This window comes from Rhodococcus sp. BH5 (genome assembly GCF_027583855.1).
GTDB lineage: Bacteria > Actinomycetota > Actinomycetes > Mycobacteriales > Mycobacteriaceae > Rhodococcus_F > Rhodococcus_F qingshengii.
The window spans coordinates 108090-123489 of sequence record NZ_JAJHVW010000008.1; the positions used below are offsets into that span (position 1 = coordinate 108090).

Below are 15400 nucleotides of genomic sequence, written 5' to 3' on the forward strand. Positions count from 1 at the left end.
CTCCTAAGATCTACGAACGCGGCAGGCCGAGTACGCGCTGCGCGATGACGTTGAGTTGAATTTCGACGGTTCCGCCGCCGAACAGAATCGAGGGAAGTCCGATGTGGTCTATCGCGTAATTCGCCGACGGGTCGACAACGGCGGCACGAGGACCGAGCAGTCGCAACAGATCCCGCGAGCCCTCACGCTGCGCCAGGGCGTTGTACACCTTCGACACGCTGATCTCGGAGCCCGGTTCCTGACCCGCCAGTCGCGCCGACACCCCGCGTAGATTCATCGCGGACAGTGCCAACTCACGAGAGATACTGCGGCCGAGGCCCTCCACTGCGTCTTCGCGAGGGCAGTCGTGGCTCGCGTCGGCAATAACCTGACGGAACAGCCGACTCGAACCGTGGTGCAGCGTGCTGCCCATACTCAGGCGTTCGTTGGACAGCGTTGTCGCAGCAAGCTTCCACCCTTGCCCCGGCTCCGCCACCAGGCAGTCGTCCGGGACGAAGACGTCGTCGAGGAATACCTCGTTGAACTCCGACTTACCGGTGGCTTGTTTCAGCGGACGTACGTCGATGCCTTTCGAGGTCATGTCGACCAGGAAGTACGACAGCCCACGATGTTTCGGAGCGTCGGCGTCCGAACGCGCCAGGCATACTCCCCAATCGGCCTCGTGCGCGCCCGAGTTCCACACTTTCTGACCCGACAGGACCCAGCCACCGTCGACCTTGCGCGCTTTCGTGCTCAGACCGGCCAGGTCTGATCCCGCGTCCGGCTCACTGAACAGCTGGCACCAGATGATGTCGGCGCGCAGCGAAGGCTCGACGAACCTGTCCTGCTGCTCGGCGTTGCCGTGTTCGAGAATCGTGGGCAGCACCCATTCCCCGATCACCGTGGACGGTTGAGCCCAACCTCGCATCGCGAATTCGTGTGCGATGACGGCCTGTTCTCTCGGTCCTGCTCCCAGCCCGTACGGCGCCCGATAGTGCGGGGCAACCAGTTTGGCGTCGGCAAATCGGGCGCGTCGAGCGCTCCCCTTGGCCGGCGCCCAACTGGCGCTGGTGGTTCCGTCGTCGGGCAGCAGCGCAACCTCGTCCAGAACCCTGCGAACCTGCTCTCGTAGTTCAGGCAGCATGTCCGGGTCGACAAAGGAGAAATCCCGTTCCGAATCGGCAGACCGGTCTCCCAACGTGTGTGCCCACTTCACCTCGGAACCCGCCACCGCAGCGATACTGATTGCCCGGCGCCAGTACAGATGCGCGTCATGCTCCCAGGTGAATCCGATTCCGCCGAGCAACGTGACACATTCGAGGGCGTTCTCGATGCCGACGGGCAAAGCGGCCAACGCAGCTTGAGCCGAGACAAGTCTGTGCTGATCCTCGTCGTGCTCTTCGGACCGAGCGGCGTCCCACGCTGCGGCACAGGCAATCTCGGAGCGGACCAGCATCATGGCCGCCTTGTGCTGAACTGCCTGGAAGCTTCCGACCGGACGGCCGAACTGCTTCCGGGACTTCACGTAGTCGACCGCGGTGCGTAGCGCCCACCCGGCGATACCGCTCGCCTCCGCAGCCAACACCGTGTTGACGATCAGTTCGACTCGGTGCGCCTGGAGACCCTCGACGATCAGCCCAGCGTCGACCTTGTGATCGGTCAACGTCAGCGTCCCGATCGAGCGTGTCAGATCCACTCCGTCTTCGACCTCCACCGCAGCGGAAGACGACTGCTCGAGCCGGAACCACAACTCGCCGTCGTCGCTGTTCGCTTGCACGAGAACGACATCGGCTCCGGGCAGACCTAGAGCCGGGTCGGCAGAACCGCTCACGGTCCACCCTGCATCGCTGCGAGCCGCGCGCAATCCCACGCCGGTGCAGACTGCTCCGGTTGCACCGGCAGCCAATTCGGTCAGCATTGATTCCGCAGCCGGGCCGGCAGCTTTTGCGAGGATCCCACTGGCGATGACCGTCGGAACGTACGGTCCCGGGTAAAGCGCATCACCCAATTGCTCGACTACCACCGCCAGTTCGGCAAGACCTGCCCCGTCACCGCCGTACTGCTCCGGCAGGTGCACTGCGTGCAGTCCCTGACGGACCAATCCATCCCACGAGTCCGGCCGATCACCGGCGGCGTACCGCTTGACGTTGCTGCGCGTGTCGGCGATTCCACCGAAGCGGTTCGCGAATGCGGCTACCGCTTCCGCCAGGTCACGGTGATCTTCGAGCAGGGGCAGTGCCATGGCAGGTTCCTCAATCTTCGGTTCTTGTCAGATGCGTTCGAGAATCAGGCAGGTGGTTGCGGCGGACGCGCAGATCGCGATCAGTGCGATGGACTTGTCCCGGCGCTCCAGTTCGTCGATGACATTGGCCAACAGTCTGATTCCGGTTGCACCGGCCGGGTGGCCCAGTGCGATCGCACCACCGTTGACGTTCAGCAATTCGGGATCGACGCCGTGAACCTGCGCGAACGACATCGGTACCGAAGCAAATGCCTCGTTGACCTCGAACAGGTCGATGTCGTCGATCGTCAGACCGGTGCGTCCGAGCACGATGTTTGCCGCGTCCACGGGGCCGTCGAGCATGAACTCGATGTCTCCGCCGATGACGCACTGCGCCAATATCTTTGCCCGCGGCCGCACGCCGAGCATCCTGGCTCGATCCTCGGACATCAGCAGAGCGGCACTCGCACCGTCCGAGACCTGCGAAGACGTTCCAGCGGTGTGCAATCCGCCCTCTTGAACGGTCCGCAGTTTCGCGAGTCCTTCGAGACTCGATTCGCGCAGACCCTGATCCCGATGGACCGGAGCGTCAGAGCCCGGGGCGACCACATCGATGATGTGCGAGTCGAAGCGTCCTGCCTCCCATGCTGCTGCGGCTCGCTGCTGCGAGCGCAGCCCGAAGGAGTCGAGATCCTCGCGGCCGAAACCGCGCTTGACAGCAATCCGATCGGCCGCGGTGTACTGATCGACGGTATCGAGTGACCACGACTCCGGACGTGGTGTTCCGAGGCCGGTACCCACCTTGTAGGTGAGTGGTGCCCGCGACATCAGTTCCACACCGCACGCCACACCCACGTCGACTGCACCGATGGCAATCTGCCCGGCAATCAACTGCACCGATTGCTGCGCGGTTCCGCACTGCGCGTCGATCGTGGTGCAGCCCGCTTTCAACGGAAGGCCCGCATGCATCCAGGACGTACGCACGATGTTTCCGAACTGCTCACCGAGAGGCGTCACACAGCCGCCGATAACCTGGTCGACCGCGTCAGGATCCACGCCCACCCGATCCAGCACGCCCCTCTGCGCATAACCCAACAGTTCCGCCGCGTGGACTCCGGACAGCCAACCCTCACGCTTGCCGAACGGCGTTCGTGCTGCGTCCACGATGACGGGCTTCATGCCAACTCCTCGGTTCGTAATGCCGGGTTCTCCGGTAATGCCGTTCCGTCCAGACCACGCACGGTAAGGGACCACTCGTCGATCAGGTCCAAGCTGACGCTCGAGCGCGCGGTGAACTCGGTGTCGCAATCACACAGCGCTGTGACCGCTTCCACCATTTCTTCCATAGATTCGACCTGATCCGGCCGGATAGTCTCACCGACCAGGACCCTGGCGCCCTCACTGAGCACCGCTGCCCGCGGTTGAACCGTGTTGACGCGAACCCCCTGGCCGTAGAGTTCCACGCCCATGCCGTTGCTCATCCTGTTGAGCGCTGCTTTGGACGCGCCGTACACGGTCATGGCAGTTCCCGGTTCGACCCACGTGAACGGCGGGCCATGCCACGGTTTGACGGTGCCACTGGACACGTTCACGATCCAGCCGTATCCGTTTGCCACCATCCCCGGCACCACGGCTTGCATCAGATCGAGCGGTGCATGGACATTTGCCTCGAACATCAACCGTCGCCGCCGCAGTGGGTAATCCGAGAGCGGCTGATAGATCGCCGCTGCCGCGTTGTTCACCAGGATGTCTATAGTCCCGCCAAGCTTCTCGATCGCCAGCGGCACAACGGTGTCGCGCTGCTGCTCGTCCGTCAGATCTGCGACAACTATCTCGACTTTGTTTCCGTACTTGGCAATTCGAGCCGCAGTCTCTTCGAGACTGCCCGGCAGGGTTGCGTGTGCACCGAGCGTCCGGGCCACGAGAGCGACGTCAGCACCTTCCGCTGCCAGCCTCTCTGCGACGCCTGCACCGATTCCGCGGCTGGAACCGGTGACAAGCGCTCGGCGTCCTTCGAAGCGATCGGTCATGCTACTTCCACTTCGCGGCGAAGCGATTGATGCTCTCCGCAATCCGAGCAACTTCGTCGTCACGCAAACCGTGGCTCATGCCGAGTGTCATGCCGCGGGCAAAAACTGCGTCCGCTTCCGGCAAACCTTCGGCCGGCTGGCGAAATTCGATGTTGTTCATCATGGGGTGACGAGTGACGTTGCCGCTCCACACGGTTCGGGTGTCGATGCCGTCGGCCTCGATGGCTTCCTGCAGGTCGCTGCGCGTGAAGGGGGCGTTCTCGTTGATCATCACCGGGTAACACAGCCACGCCGTGTTGAGACCGTCGAGTTCTACCGGCGTCGTGAAGAATTCAGGATGGGCGCCGTATGCCGCCGTGAAGGCCGCAAATGTTGCCTTACGCGTCTTGTAGTTCTGTTCCAGCTTGTCGAGCTGCACGACGCCGTAAGCTGCGCCGAGTTCGGAGGGCTCGAAGTTCCACGACATGAGCTCGAAGATGAAGTCGTTGTCGTAGTCGACGCCGTCGAGTTCTTCACGGAAGACTCGGCCGGACTTGGTACTGCCGAACAGGTTCGGCTCGCTACGACGGCCCCAGCGGCGAAGCAGCAAAGCCTTGTCACGGCTGGCTTCGTCGTCGACGCACACCATTCCACCGGTTCCCGCGCACGTGATGATGTGTGCCATCGAGAAACTGGTGACGACGATGTCCGCCCGAGACCCGGTGGGAGTACCGCGGAGCGTGGCGCCGATCGCGTCACACGAATCCTCGATCACCTTGAGTCCATGGCGATCAGCGATATCACGGATGACGTCCCAGTCTGGGCAGTTGCCGGCCAGGTTCGGCATCAGGATGGCACCGGTCTTTTCGGTGACCATTGCCTCGATCTTGGTGACGTCGACGTTGAACGTGTTGGGTTCCACGTCCACGAACACCGGCACCAGACCGGCACGCACGATCGGTGCGATATCGGTGGAGAACGTCAGCGGCGACGTGATGATCTCGCTTCCCGCAGGCAGTCCGAGCAGCTCGACTGCCAAGTACAAACCCGAGGATCCCGAGTTGCACATGACGCCGAACTTCTTGCCGGCCAAGGCCGCGATACGTTCTTCCATCTCGAAGACGTTCTTGCCGATGCGCAATCCTTGATGCCCGCTGCGCAAGACGTCGACAACAGCCTGTATTTCTTCCTCACCGTGGGTGGCCCTGGCGTAGGTGATCCGCTCGCTCATCTTGTTCCTGCTTTCTCGAATAGGCGGCAGATTCAGCGATCTGCCGAGAGGACGAGCGCACTGTGCGGGACGGGAGAGCCGCCGGTCACGAGCACGTTGTCCAGAGTTTTGGTCGGTTGATTGGTGGAGGTGCCGCGGATCAGGCGAACACCTTCGGCAATACCGTTGACGCCGTGGATGTATCCCTCACCGAGTTGACCGCCGTGGGTGTTGATCGGCAGGCGACCGTCCAGCTCGAGATTGCCGTCGGAGATGAAGTCTTTTGCCTCGCCCCGACCGCAGAATCCGTACTCCTCGAGTTGAAGCAGAACCATCGGGGTGAAAGCGTCGTAGAGAATTGCGGCATCGATGTCGTCCGGCCCGATACCGGCCTGGTCCCACAGTTGGCGCGCCACGAGTTCGACTTCCGGCATGCTGTCGATGTCGTCTCGGTAGTAGCTGCTCATCGAAATCTGTTGCGGACCTACACCTTGCGCAGCGCCACTGATGACCGCAGGTTTGTGCGGCAGGTCGCGGGCGCGCTCCGCACTGACGATCACCAGCGCCTGTCCGCCGTCACTTTCCTGGCAGCAGTCGAGCAGACGGATGGGGTCAGCGATCATGCGCGAGTTCTGATGGTCCTCGATAGTGATCGGGCGTTCGTAGAACCAGGCCTTGGGGTTGTTCGCCGCATGCTTGCGTGAGAGGACCGAGATCTGGCCGAAGTCGGCGCTTGTTGCCCCGTACTTGTGCATGTACAGCTTGGCGAGGAAGGCTTCCTGCTGCGCCGGGGTCAGAAGCCCGTACGGGTTGATCCAGTTCCGATACTCCTGGTCCGTCGACGCGTTGTACGCAAAAGGTGGCGGGCCGGCGCCGAATCGGTGACCTGATCTTTCGTTGAAGGCACGGTAGACGACCACAACGTCGGCAACTCCGCTGGAGACGGCAAGAGCTGCTTGTTGAACGGGTGCGCAGGCACCGCCGCCGCCGTGTGGAATTCGACTGAAGAACGTCAATTCCGGGATCCCGAGGGCGCGTGCGACCGCAATCTCAGGATTGTTCTCCATGGTGAACAGCGCAAACCCGTTCACCTCTTCTGCCTCGATGTGAGCGTCGTCGAGTGCGGCGATCACGGATTCGCACGCCAACTGCCATTCGCTACGGCCGGAATTCTTGGAGAACTCGGTCGCGCCGATTCCGGCGATGGCTGCTTGCCTCGAAAATCCTCGTGTCATGCGATTACCCTTTCCACCGGTTCGAGAGTCACGTCGGCCGTCACGTGTGTTCCACGGGCGTTTTTCCCGAGAACCGTCACGGTGAGGGCCCGGCCGTCTGTGGCGGTGACCTTGCCGGTGAATGTCATGGTGTCTCCGGGGAAGTTCGGAACACCAAGCCGTAGTGATGTTTTGACGATCCGTGACGCCGGGCCGGACCAGTCGGTGATGTAGCGGTCGATGAGCCCGTTGGTAGTGTTGATGCTCATGAAGATGTCGGGAGTTCCGCGATCCTGTGCCTTGCCCGGATCGTGATGCACGTCCTCGAAATCCTGAGAAGAGATCGCGGTGGCGACGATCAGCGTTCGATCCAACGGCAATTCGAGGCTGGGGAGGACCGAACCCACTTCGCAGTCAATCAGTTTCGTCATTGCACCGAACCCCGTCGCCTCAGTTGCGGCAGCATCTCGCCGTGAGCGTGCTCGGAGAAGGTCACTTCGAGTTCCATGCCGAAGTCGAGTTCCTCGTGATCGATCCCCGCGATGTCGGCAACCAGACGCGTGCCTTCTTCGAGATCGACGAGTCCGACGGCGAGTGGGTACTCGAAAGCAGGATCCTTCGGGTGATGGATGACCGTGAAGCTGTGCAGCGTGCATCGCCGCGTGGATTCGACTGTGTCCCAACTGAACGAGCGGCATTCCGGGCACGCGGGTGCGGGTGGGTGGCGCAGCGTCTTGCAATCCGCACACCGTTGGATCTCGAGGCGGCCCTCTTTGGCCGCGGAGAAGAAGAAATCGTTGTCGTCGGTGACGGTCAGTCTCGGAACAGCGGTGTTGCGGGAGCCAGTCTCGCTCATGCGATTACCTCCTGGACTTCGAGTTGAGTATCTGTCTGGGCATCTGGTTTGAACCTGAGCAATCGAAAACGCTCTTCGACCAGCGTCTTTCCGCCCTGGTCGACGTACTTCTTGAACAGAGTGATGAAGCACCCGTGACCGAGAGCCGTCTGTTTGAACGGCGAGATCGCTTCGATGGTGAAATGCGCGGTGACGTGGTCACCGGGGCTCAGCTCCGCGAAATACTCCTGCTCGACGTTGGTCGCGACAACGGAGGTGTATCCGGCCTCGTCCAACAGCGCCAGCAGTCGTGAATAGGCGAAGTCCTCGGAGACTCCGTCGGCACGAAGTTGCTGGACCTGCCGATAACGTCGGTAACCCGCCATCACCCAGGTCGAGATCATGGCGGGCGGACAGACGACGTCTCGACGACCGGTACTGCGGGCGGCCTCGGCGTCGACGTAGATCGGGTTGCGGTCGTCGTGTGCCTCGACCCAGTTGCGGATCATCGCCTCGTTGACCGCGTAGCGAGCGACCCGGGCTGGTTCGGCCTCTGTGCCGATGAAATTCGGAAATTGCGTCTGCAGGCTCTGCACTGAAATCCTCCGTGAACGAAAGTTGAGCAAGCGCTTGATTCTGAAGCTAGCATAGGAATCCGGAAGTGGAAACACGCGATCTCACCGACGAATTGGTTCGAGCCGGAGCTATCGGGCAGGATTGCGCTACGTTCGACGCCGGCAGCCCGGCACCCCCGAAACCCTGCCCTGAGCAGGACCGACAACCAGTGGAGATTTCAGTGGCATCACCAGATCGTCGGGAGAAGATCCTGGAGAGCTCAGCCGAGCTGTTCGCCAGGAAGGGTGTCGCCACCACGACCGTTCGCGAGATCGGCGACGCCGCCGGTGTGTTCTCGGGCAGCCTCTACCACTACTTCAAGTCGAAGAATGCGATAGTTGCCGAGCTCATGCGCGGCTTCATCACCGACATTCAGCTCCGCTTCGATCAGGTGGAGAAGACGGCAAACGACCCCGAGGAAGTCCTGCGCGGCTTGATCCGCGAGACGCTGGTCGTCATCGAACTACACCCGCACCCGACGGCGATCTACCAGAACGATCGGGCTTATCTTCGCGACAACGATCTCCTGCAATCCGTCGACGGGCCTTCCCGCCAAGTCCGCGAGCATTGGATGAAAGCGATTGCCGAAGGCGTCGATCAGGGAATCTTCCGCAAAGACGTGGCACCGGAAATTTTCTATCGATCGGTACGAGACACCTTGTGGTCGACAACGCATTGGCCGGATCGCCAGAAGTACACCACCGACGAGTTCGCGGATCTGATGATCACGCTCTTCCTCTCGGGATTCAGGGTCGCCTGACCAGATCCGGCAAATCCAGATGTTTCGGGGTTCGTCCCTGCGGCAACAGGATCGACACCGCGAACACGACCACCGCGCAGCCCGCGCACACCAGGTAGGCGACGGAGAATCCGGTCCACGACGTGGAATGTTCCGAACCGCTGATCACGAATGCAGCGAGAATGGTTGCCACCGTCGCACTGCAGATCGTGCTTCCGGACGTCCGCAGAAGTGAGTTCACCCCGTTGGCAGCCGCCAGTCGCTGACGAGGTACGGCAACCAGAATCAGCAGCGAGAGCGTGCTGTACACGATGGCAGTCCCGACCGCTGTGATACCCAGTGCTGCAACCACTCCCCACAGCGGCTTACCGGCAACGGCGTGAATCCCGTACCCGCCGGCGAGGAACACGGCGCCGGTCAACATCGCGGTCCGTGAACCGAAGCGGTCGGTGATACGCACCGCAACCGGTGAGAACAGCACCATCGCGATACTCGCCGGAATCTGGCAGAGCGCTGCCGCGATGATCGACAGGCCGTACCCGGCACCCGGCCCCTTCATCCCCTGCAGCAGTTGTGTCGTGATCAGCGTGTTCCCGAAAAACGCGAACCCGACCAGCAGAGCCGCCAGATGCGGGATCAACACTGCACGTTTCACGAGAGCACGGACGTCGACCAGCGGATTTACGTTGCGCCGCTGTTGAATTACCCAGAGCGTGAACAGCACCGCCGACGCGGCCAGCATGGAGATCACCGCTCCACTGGTCCACCCCCAACTCGACCCCTGAGTGATCGGCACAAGCAGAGCAATCATCGCGGCGCTCAGACCAACCGCCCCGACGCCGTCGAATCTTCCCGACGGATTCGGCTCGGACTCTCGAATGAACAGCACCGCAGCAAGAGTCACGGACAGCCCGATGGCGGTGGTTACCCAGAACAGGACGTGCCAATTCGAGTACTGCGCGATCATCGCGGAAAACGGTATGCCCAAAGCGGTTCCGACACCGAGCGTCGAACTCATCATGGCCACTGCGCCGTTGACCTTGTTCCGTGGCAATTCGTCACGCAGCATGGAGATTCCGATGGGGATGACTGCCGACCCGGCCCCCTGCAACGCTCTCGCGAAGATGAGTACAGCGATGTCCGACGACAGCGCACACAACATCGAGCCGAGAGTCATCATCGAGAATGCAACCAGAAGCATCTTCTTCTTGCCGAACATGTCGGCGAGTCGACCGAAGATGGGAGTGACGACAGCGCCGACCAGCAGCGTGACGGTCACCAGCCAGGACACGGTCGTGCGTCCAGCGCCGGTGAAGTGCGGCAACTCCGGCAGCAGTGGAACGATGACCGTCTGCAGAACAGCCTGGAACACTGCGGCGGCGACAACGATGGGGAACAGGAAGCGGGAGCGCGGCTGCGCGAGTCCCGTATCGAAGGTGGTGACTGCAGGCGTGCCCGGCGGACGGTCGAGCGTCGTCACCCCACACCGCCTGTTCTCACTAGGTAAATATCCGTTCACCTACATTAGGTGAACGGATATTTACCTAGCAAGAATTGTGACGCCGCTCACCCGTCGAGCAGCTTTTGCACCAGCGGTGCGTACAGCGCAACCACCTCGTCCTGGGTGCCGGTGGCATGGCCGGCCATCATCCGTCGGCGCATGATCGCCACTCCGACCACCATCGACATCGCCAGTTCCGCGCGCAATCTCGCGTCGCGGCCGGACAGGCGAGCGGCGAGGGTGTCGATCATCTGCGTCGAATAGTTCTCGCGCAGCTTGCGGTTGCTCTCTTCACTGACGCCGCTCATGAACAACAAGCTCATGGACAGCGGCTTGTACGACTCCAGCGGCTTGGTGAACAGCGAGACCATGCGCTCGCCGAGCGAGTCGTTCGGGGCGTCGAAGACCGTGACCGCCGCTGCCCGGAAGTCGACCAACTCGTCGTACAACTGCTCTTTGGAACCGAAGTACTTGATGATCAGCGGTGCGCTGACGCCTGCGTCTTCGGCGATGTCCTTGAGCGTGATTTCGCGGTACGGCCGAGTCGCGAATGCTTTCCCGGCCGACGCGATGATCTGCGCACGCGTCTGCTCGGACGTACGGCGCACCTGCTGACCTTGCTCCGTGCCGCTCATCAAGCGTTCCGCGACAATTCGCGACGGCCGGACAAAGCGCGACCCAGCGTCAACTCGTCTGCGAATTCGAGATCGCCACCCATCGGAAGACCCGAAGCCAACCGAGACACCGTCAGCCCCGGAATGTCTCGCATCATGCGAACGAGATAGGTAGCTGTCGCCTCGCCCTCGGTGTTGGGGTCGGTGGCGATGATGACCTCGGACACGTCGACGCCGTCCTCCTGATTTGCGATGCGAGCCAACAACTCCCGGATACGCAACTGGTCCGGCCCGATCCCCGAGAGCGGATTGAGCGCACCGCCGAGCACGTGATAACGACCCTTGAACTCACGGGTGCGCTCGACGGCCTGGACGTCCTTCGGTTCCTCCACGACGCAGATCACCGTGCGATCGCGACGTGCGTCGGCGCAGATGCGGCACTTCTCCTGATCGGAGACAGTTCCGCACACCGTGCAGAACTGAACGCCGTCACGGATGCGCTGCAATGCATTTTTCAAACGGTCGATCTCGGGAGGCTCCACGGAGAGCAGGTGAAAAGCGATGCGTTGAGCGCTCTTCGGCCCGACTCCGGGAAGCTTCCCGAGTTCGTCGATCAGATCCTGAACCGGACCTTCGTACACGCGTTCTCGTTTCTAGAAGCCGGGGAGACCGGGAAGGCCTCCGCCGAGTCCGCCGGCCAACGGGCCGAGCTTCTCAGCAGCGACTTCCTGTGCCTTACGCGAAGCGTCCTCGATCGCGCCGATCACCAGATCCTGCAGCGTCTCGACATCTTCGGGGTCGACGACCTTGGGATCGATCTGCAGACCGACAACCTCGCCGGTGCCCTTGACCGTGGCGACAACCAGTCCGCCACCGGCCTGACCGGTCACTTCGGCCTGAGCCATTTCCTGCTGCGCCGCCATCAATTGCTGCTGCATCTGCTGAGCCTGAGCCAACAGAGCAGACATGTCGGGTGCTCCACCTGGTTGCACGAGCGGTCCTTTCTACAGAGTTATCCCCACCAGCGTAGTCGGTGCGCGCTACCGTGAGCGGGTGCGCCGGAACCAGTCAGACACCGTAAAACCGTCAAGAGGGTCAAACATGGCATCACGTGTGTTCCGCTCCACTGCCCTGATCGCCGTGGTCGGGGCCGGGCTTCTGAGCGCTGCGTGCACGATTCCGACCGAGACTGCCGAGGCCACGACTTCGGTCGAGGTGTCTCCGCTGAGCACTGTCGCCGCTGACGTCCCCGCTGCGCTCACCGGCAAGGTCGTCTTCCTCGATCCCGGGCACAGCGGGGCGAACGACGACAGCATCAACACCCAGGTCCCCACGGGCCGCGGCGGCACCAAGAACTGCCAGACCACCGGCACCAACACCGATGCCGGGTTCCCCGAGCACACCTTCAACTGGGAAGTCGCGAGCCTGGTCAAGAGCGAACTCGAAGGCCAAGGCGCCACAGTGGTCCTGAGTCGACCGGACGACATCAGCGTCGGATCTTGCGTCGACGCACGCGCCGAAGCTGCCAATTCCTCCGGCGCCGACGTAGTGGTGAGCGTTCACGCGGACGGCGCAGCAGCCGGAGCCGAGGGCTTCCACGTCTGCTACTCCGCGCCCCCGCTGAACGCGGTGCAGGCCGGCCCGTCCGTCACCTTTGCCGAAACCATGCGCGACTCACTCGTCACAGCCGGACTCACCCCGTCGACCTACATCGGTGACGACGGGCTGGCACCACGCGCCGATCTGACGGGACTCAATCTGTCGCAGCGGCCGTCGATTCTGGTCGAACTCGGCAACATGCGAAATGCCGACGAGGCAGCGCGCATGACGAGCCCGGACGGTCAGCAGGAATATGCGTCCGCCGTCACCAGCGGAGTCACCGCCTTCCTCACAACCCCCTGACCTGTCTTTCTGTGGAGAAATTCCACTTGTCCACAGGTATGTCGGCACCGCCGAGGTAGCCCGCTCACCTGGATACGGTTCTGCCATGGGGCCGATACTTCAGGTAGATTTCGCTGCTCTGCAGCAACTTTCAGCTGATCTGTCTCGAATTGCGGATCAGATCTCGGGGATCGATTCCGCCGGTACGATTTTCGAAGCCGCGGCGGCCCTGAACTCGTCCGCCGTCGCGGCTGTGTCGACTGGGAATGCCGGCGTCATCGCCGACGCGTACCGGCACCTGGCTACGCAATTGGGACTCATGGCGTCGGGAACCGCTGCCGCAGCACGTCTGTACGACGCTGCCGAGGGCGAAGTGGTGTCCGAACTGCGCGGAGCCTACTGATGCGGCCCACCGTCTCTCAGCTTCGAACGTGGTCACCGGAGAAATTGCGCACAAGCGCTTCGGAACTGATCGACATCGACCGGCAGATCGAAGTCCTCGGCAATGACGCCGGACGCAGCATCGACGCCGTCCGCGAATTCTGGCAGGGACAAGCGTCGAGCGCAGCCGCAGTGCAGTGGTCTGGTATCTCGCTTTCCTCGTCGCGGCTGTCGATTGCAGTTCGCGTAGTTGCGGATCTGTATGGCGGAGCAACCAATACGATCGGTGCGGCGCGAAAATCAGTTCTGGACCTGATCGAGGAGGCGACTCTCGAACACGGCTTGACGGTGTCAGACAGTGGAGCGGTATCGGCACCTGAGACGAAGCAGCCGTGGAATCTGGCCGACGCCATGCAAGATTCCGAAAACGACACGGCTGCACAGGTTTTTCAGCAGAAGATCTCCACTGCATTGACGGCACTCGACGACGAAGACAACCGGGCCGCGACTGCTCTGGGTGCGGCATTCCGAGAGATCGGATCACTCCTTGGCAATCAGCCTGATCGCCTCGACCGCACTGTCCTCGACATCCTCGACGGGAGGTCGACACTCCCCGGGACACCAACGGAGCTACACCGACTCTGGGAATCGCTCACGCCCAACGAGAAAGACGCGTTGGCGAGGTGGGATCCGTCCATCGGTAGCCGGGACGGCCTTCCCGCTCTGGACCGGGACTACTACAACCGGCGGTACCTCTCTGCGCTCGAGCAGTTGCCGGATCGAACGGTAGCTGCCGGATACACGGCCGTGCGCGGCGAACTTCGACCGGACACGTTCCTTCTCTCGGTCACGGATGGGCATGCCGTCGTGGCAGTCGGTAATCCCGATGCCGCCGGCAACGTCGCAACACTGGTTCCCGGAACCGGCTCCGGGCTGTCGGGCGTCGGCGGAGACCTGCAACGAACCAAGGCCATGTACGACGCGGCGGTCAGGGCGGCGCCAACGGAAGCCACATCAGTGATCCTGTGGTCCGGATACGACGCTCCCCCAGGCATTCCCGACGCAGCCTCGGATCGGTACGCCACCTCCGCAGCGCCGAGGCTCGACAGCTTCCAGGACGGGTTACGAACCTCGCATGACGGCCCGCCTTCGCACAACGTGGTGATCGGTCATTCCTACGGCAGCACCGTCATCGGTGCTGCGACTACCCGTGGCGCTTCTCTCGACGTCGACGAACTGGTTTTTGTCGCAAGCCCCGGCGTCGATGCCGAGCGCGTGAACGAACTGAGCCTGGACGGCGTCGACTCGGACGAGGTGGCTCACCATGTTCATTCGACGACGGCCTTCTGGGATCCGGTCCAATTGATCCCCAAGATCCTCGGAGTCCACGGGTTCGACCCGTCGGATCCGGAATTCGGCGCGCAGGTATTCACCGGATCTCCCGGGGAGCCTGGGTTCGGAGTTCACAGCGATTACTGGGAAAGCGGAAACCCCGCACTCACCGAATTGGGGCGGATCATTACCGGCCCGTGAAAGAAGGCGCCGTACCGGTGAAGGTACGACGCCATCTCGGTGATGCAGGATCGGTTAGACGAGTTCGCGCTTGAGGTTGTCCAGGACCTGGGCCTGGATGCGCTGCAGACCCTTCGGAGCGAACGTGCGCTCGAAGAAGCCGCCGATACCGGTGGCACCCTGCCACTGGGTGAGCGTCGTCACCGTCGTTCCGGTGCCGTTGGGGGCAACGGTCCAGGTGGTGACGAGGCTGGAGTTCGCGTCCTTCTCGGTGATGACGTTGCCGTCGACCGTCACTGTCGCCTTGACGTTGCGCGAGCGCTTTTCCGTCGCCTTGAGCGTCCACTGCGCGACGGTTCCGTCACCCTGGCCACCTTCGACGACCTTGTAGTCGAGGTACTGCTCGGACAGGATTCGCGGGCGAACCGTCTCGTAGTCCGAGAGCGCCGCGAGCACCTTGTCGGGTGCTGCTGTGACGACTGTCGAACTCATTGCATTGACCTGACCCATATGCCCTACGTCTCCTTGCTCGACCAACGCGGCTCGATACCGCGAATGACTACCCGAATCCGCACCTCGAACTGCGCAGATATTCCTTTCCATACTGCCTGCTGCGCCCGGGTATCTCGACCATCTACCCATTCCGTGTGAGCTGGTTCACCACTCGGAGCATTTACCGAGTTCGATTG

Annotated in this window: 17 protein-coding genes; 4 read left to right on the plus strand and 13 right to left on the minus strand. The window is 62.3% G+C overall.

Going from position 1 to position 15400, the window contains the following annotated elements:
* Window positions 1-10: 10 nt before the first annotated feature.
* The 8 genes from RhoBH5_RS20755 to RhoBH5_RS20790 are packed head-to-tail and all read right to left on the minus strand — an operon-like array spanning window position 11 to window position 8064.
* The gene (locus tag RhoBH5_RS20755; RefSeq protein WP_065351818.1) at window positions 11-2221 is read right to left on the minus strand and encodes an acyl-CoA dehydrogenase; all 2211 of its coding nucleotides are present in this window, start codon (window positions 2219-2221) and stop codon (window positions 11-13) included.
* 27 nt (window positions 2222-2248) lie between these two features.
* The gene (locus tag RhoBH5_RS20760) at window positions 2249-3379 is read right to left on the minus strand and encodes a steroid 3-ketoacyl-CoA thiolase (RefSeq protein WP_054188603.1); all 1131 of its coding nucleotides are present in this window, start codon (window positions 3377-3379) and stop codon (window positions 2249-2251) included.
* Window positions 3376-4230: an SDR family NAD(P)-dependent oxidoreductase gene (locus RhoBH5_RS20765; RefSeq protein ID WP_065351817.1), complete on the minus strand. Its 855-nt coding sequence runs from the start codon at window positions 4228-4230 to the stop codon at window positions 3376-3378. Before RhoBH5_RS20765 ends, RhoBH5_RS20760 begins: the two co-directional genes overlap by 4 nt.
* A 1-nt stretch (window position 4231) precedes the next feature.
* The gene (locus RhoBH5_RS20770; protein ID WP_042447780.1) at window positions 4232-5440 is read right to left on the minus strand and encodes a DegT/DnrJ/EryC1/StrS family aminotransferase; all 1209 of its coding nucleotides are present in this window, start codon (window positions 5438-5440) and stop codon (window positions 4232-4234) included.
* A 32-nt stretch (window positions 5441-5472) separates the two neighbouring features.
* Window positions 5473-6654: a lipid-transfer protein gene (locus tag RhoBH5_RS20775; protein ID WP_042447777.1), complete on the minus strand. Its 1182-nt coding sequence runs from the start codon at window positions 6652-6654 to the stop codon at window positions 5473-5475.
* A complete protein-coding gene (locus tag RhoBH5_RS20780; RefSeq protein ID WP_030535712.1) occupies window positions 6651-7064 on the minus strand; it encodes an acyl dehydratase in 414 nt (137 codons plus the stop codon). Before RhoBH5_RS20780 ends, RhoBH5_RS20775 begins: the two co-directional genes overlap by 4 nt.
* A complete protein-coding gene (locus RhoBH5_RS20785) occupies window positions 7061-7489 on the minus strand; it encodes a Zn-ribbon domain-containing OB-fold protein (protein WP_030535713.1) in 429 nt (142 codons plus the stop codon). Before RhoBH5_RS20785 ends, RhoBH5_RS20780 begins: the two co-directional genes overlap by 4 nt.
* Window positions 7486-8064, minus strand: a complete 579-nt coding sequence (locus tag RhoBH5_RS20790; protein WP_065455103.1) for an FAS1-like dehydratase domain-containing protein — start codon at window positions 8062-8064, stop codon at window positions 7486-7488. Before RhoBH5_RS20790 ends, RhoBH5_RS20785 begins: the two co-directional genes overlap by 4 nt.
* Before the next feature lie 65 nt (window positions 8065-8129).
* On the opposite strand from RhoBH5_RS20790, the gene RhoBH5_RS20795 reads away from it, so the two are divergent.
* Window positions 8130-8843, plus strand: coding sequence for a TetR/AcrR family transcriptional regulator (locus tag RhoBH5_RS20795; protein WP_175280092.1), 714 nt, complete (start codon window positions 8130-8132; stop codon window positions 8841-8843).
* Here the strand turns inward: RhoBH5_RS20795 and RhoBH5_RS20800 are convergent.
* From RhoBH5_RS20800 to RhoBH5_RS20815, 4 genes are all read right to left on the minus strand, one after another.
* Entirely contained in the window at window positions 8830-10302 is a 1473-nt protein-coding gene (locus tag RhoBH5_RS20800; protein WP_270008735.1) for an MFS transporter, read from the minus strand. The genes RhoBH5_RS20795 and RhoBH5_RS20800 overlap by 14 nt on opposite strands.
* An 86-nt stretch (window positions 10303-10388) precedes the next feature.
* Window positions 10389-10958, minus strand: a complete 570-nt coding sequence (locus RhoBH5_RS20805) for a TetR/AcrR family transcriptional regulator (RefSeq protein WP_054188608.1) — start codon at window positions 10956-10958, stop codon at window positions 10389-10391.
* Window positions 10958-11578 (minus strand): recombination mediator RecR, encoded by a 621-nt coding sequence (gene recR / locus RhoBH5_RS20810; RefSeq protein ID WP_003943917.1) that lies wholly within the window; start codon window positions 11576-11578, stop codon window positions 10958-10960. The genes RhoBH5_RS20805 and recR overlap by 1 nt, the downstream gene beginning before the upstream one ends.
* A 12-nt stretch (window positions 11579-11590) precedes the next feature.
* Window positions 11591-11929 carry a YbaB/EbfC family nucleoid-associated protein gene (locus RhoBH5_RS20815; protein WP_003943929.1) on the minus strand — a complete coding sequence of 113 codons (339 nt, stop codon included), beginning with the start codon at window positions 11927-11929 and terminating at the stop codon, window positions 11591-11593.
* A 109-nt stretch (window positions 11930-12038) separates the two neighbouring features.
* Between RhoBH5_RS20815 and RhoBH5_RS20820 the strand changes: the two genes are divergently transcribed.
* The 3 genes from RhoBH5_RS20820 (at window position 12039) to RhoBH5_RS20830 (ending at window position 14732) form a co-directional block, all read left to right on the plus strand.
* Complete coding sequence (locus tag RhoBH5_RS20820; RefSeq protein ID WP_270008736.1) at window positions 12039-12839, plus strand: Rv3717 family N-acetylmuramoyl-L-alanine amidase; 801 nt, start codon at window positions 12039-12041, stop codon at window positions 12837-12839.
* Window positions 12840-12924: 85 nt separating this feature from the next.
* Complete coding sequence (locus tag RhoBH5_RS20825; protein ID WP_218695389.1) at window positions 12925-13221, plus strand: hypothetical protein; 297 nt, start codon at window positions 12925-12927, stop codon at window positions 13219-13221.
* Window positions 13221-14732, plus strand: a complete 1512-nt coding sequence (locus tag RhoBH5_RS20830) for an alpha/beta hydrolase (RefSeq protein WP_270008737.1) — start codon at window positions 13221-13223, stop codon at window positions 14730-14732. The genes RhoBH5_RS20825 and RhoBH5_RS20830 overlap by 1 nt, the downstream gene beginning before the upstream one ends.
* A 54-nt stretch (window positions 14733-14786) precedes the next feature.
* On the opposite strand, the gene RhoBH5_RS20835 is transcribed toward RhoBH5_RS20830, so the two are convergent.
* On the minus strand, window positions 14787-15221 hold the full coding sequence (locus tag RhoBH5_RS20835) for an SRPBCC family protein (RefSeq protein WP_003943959.1): 435 nt from the start codon (window positions 15219-15221) through the stop codon (window positions 14787-14789).
* Between the last annotated feature and the right edge of the window lie 179 nt (window positions 15222-15400).

What these genes read in the sequence shown, in the direction of transcription:
- RhoBH5_RS20755 (WP_065351818.1), bottom strand. Translation starts at nt 2,221, where the DNA reads ATGGCACTGCCCCTGCTCGAAGATCACCGTGACCTGGCGGAAGCGGTA.
- RhoBH5_RS20760 (WP_054188603.1), bottom strand. Translation starts at nt 3,379, where the DNA reads ATGAAGCCCGTCATCGTGGACGCAGCACGAACGCCGTTCGGCAAGCGT.
- RhoBH5_RS20765 (WP_065351817.1), bottom strand. Translation starts at nt 4,230, where the DNA reads ATGACCGATCGCTTCGAAGGACGCCGAGCGCTTGTCACCGGTTCCAGC.
- RhoBH5_RS20770 (WP_042447780.1), bottom strand. Translation starts at nt 5,440, where the DNA reads ATGAGCGAGCGGATCACCTACGCCAGGGCCACCCACGGTGAGGAAGAA.
- RhoBH5_RS20775 (WP_042447777.1), bottom strand. Translation starts at nt 6,654, where the DNA reads ATGACACGAGGATTTTCGAGGCAAGCAGCCATCGCCGGAATCGGCGCG.
- RhoBH5_RS20780 (WP_030535712.1), bottom strand. Translation starts at nt 7,064, where the DNA reads ATGACGAAACTGATTGACTGCGAAGTGGGTTCGGTCCTCCCCAGCCTC.
- RhoBH5_RS20785 (WP_030535713.1), bottom strand. Translation starts at nt 7,489, where the DNA reads ATGAGCGAGACTGGCTCCCGCAACACCGCTGTTCCGAGACTGACCGTC.
- RhoBH5_RS20805 (WP_054188608.1), bottom strand. Translation starts at nt 10,958, where the DNA reads ATGAGCGGCACGGAGCAAGGTCAGCAGGTGCGCCGTACGTCCGAGCAG.
- RhoBH5_RS20820 (WP_270008736.1), top strand. Translation starts at nt 12,039, where the DNA reads ATGGCATCACGTGTGTTCCGCTCCACTGCCCTGATCGCCGTGGTCGGG.
- RhoBH5_RS20825 (WP_218695389.1), top strand. Translation starts at nt 12,925, where the DNA reads ATGGGGCCGATACTTCAGGTAGATTTCGCTGCTCTGCAGCAACTTTCA.
- RhoBH5_RS20830 (WP_270008737.1), top strand. Translation starts at nt 13,221, where the DNA reads ATGCGGCCCACCGTCTCTCAGCTTCGAACGTGGTCACCGGAGAAATTG.
- RhoBH5_RS20835 (WP_003943959.1), bottom strand. Translation starts at nt 15,221, where the DNA reads ATGGGTCAGGTCAATGCAATGAGTTCGACAGTCGTCACAGCAGCACCC.